Below are 1,164 nucleotides of genomic sequence, written 5' to 3'. Positions count from 1 at the left end.
AGTAGTGGCTGCTGCCAGCTGCGCACCCAGCGACTGCTGAACTGTCACAGCCAGAGTCTTCTCAGCTGCAATTCTGTTGATGGTTGCCGTGGCGGCTTCGATCTCAACTCTGACCGCTTGTTTTGTCGCCGCCATATCGGCAAGTGTCTCTTTAACTTTCTTTGCCTGAGCGGTAGCTGATAGCGTAAGAGCTCCAACATATCTAGACCCCATGACACCGGCTGCAATAAGCAATACGTTAGTCAGTGATTCCAGATTGTTGCTGGCAGATACGGTAGCGTCGTTGAAGATGTTTATAAATGTCTTAACAGTGGTGTTCTCGCCAAAGAATTTAGTAATATTATTACTGGCGATCTGAAGAGACTGCGACATTGTTTGTGTTGTATTCGCAAACTCCTTCTCAATAGCTGGTCCCATTTCACGGAATGCTTTTAACAGTACATCCGTGGTTAATTTGCCTTCTGCGGCCATCGCTCTCAGCTTGCCGATGCTGACACCCAGTGAATCCGCAAGTCCTTTCATCAGTGCCGGAGCCTGTTCACTCATTGAGTTAAATTCCTGCCCGCGCAGTACACCAGATGCCAGTGCCTGTGATAACTGGACAAGTGCACCTTCTGATTCTGCTGCTGTGGCACCTGAAACGGTCATTACCTTTGAGATAGTGGTGGTTATCTGCCCTAACTCTTCGCCACTGAGCCCGGCACTGCGCATCGCTCTTTCCAGTCGTGAATACAGCGTTGCGATACCGTCAAGGCTTGAACGACTGTTCTGAGCAATATCAAACACGCGCTGATTCACCACCGCCAGCGTCTCTCCGGTCTTTATGGAGTTGACGAGTTTGTTATTCAGCACCGTCCAAGCTTCCGCGTAGCTGGTAACGGCTGACACAGACAAGTAAGCAGTCAGAGATGCGGCAACCCGCGACAGCGAGGCCATTGAGCGCTCAGTGCCATTGACGGCGGTCGTTGTGCGGTTAAATCTGCCTTCCATATTCCGCAGCCGCTGATCCAGTTGACGCTGTGATGTCAATAACTGAGCAACATCCATCTGCACCTGATATACGATTTCACCGACGTTTGCCATTTACCGGCTCCTTAAAATGAAAAACCGCCAAATGGCGGATATGTTAAACTGTCTTCCTGCTCACCAACCGGCGCTTGCCCT

Annotated in this window: 1 protein-coding gene; it reads right to left on the bottom strand. The window is 50.4% G+C overall.

Annotation, left to right across the window (positions count from 1 at the left end; all coding sequences use genetic code 11):
• Nucleotides 1-1,083, bottom strand: a 1,083-nt coding sequence (locus HMPREF3119_RS19660) for a tape measure protein (protein WP_246829244.1), incomplete at its 3' end; no start/stop codon positions are given.
• Nucleotides 1,084-1,164: the final 81 nt, after the last annotated feature.

The organism is Morganella sp. HMSC11D09 (assembly GCF_001807955.1).
GTDB lineage: Bacteria > Pseudomonadota > Gammaproteobacteria > Enterobacterales > Enterobacteriaceae > Morganella > Morganella morganii.
Note: the sequence above shows the minus strand (reverse complement) of the source record. Positions and strands in the feature narration are given on the sequence as shown.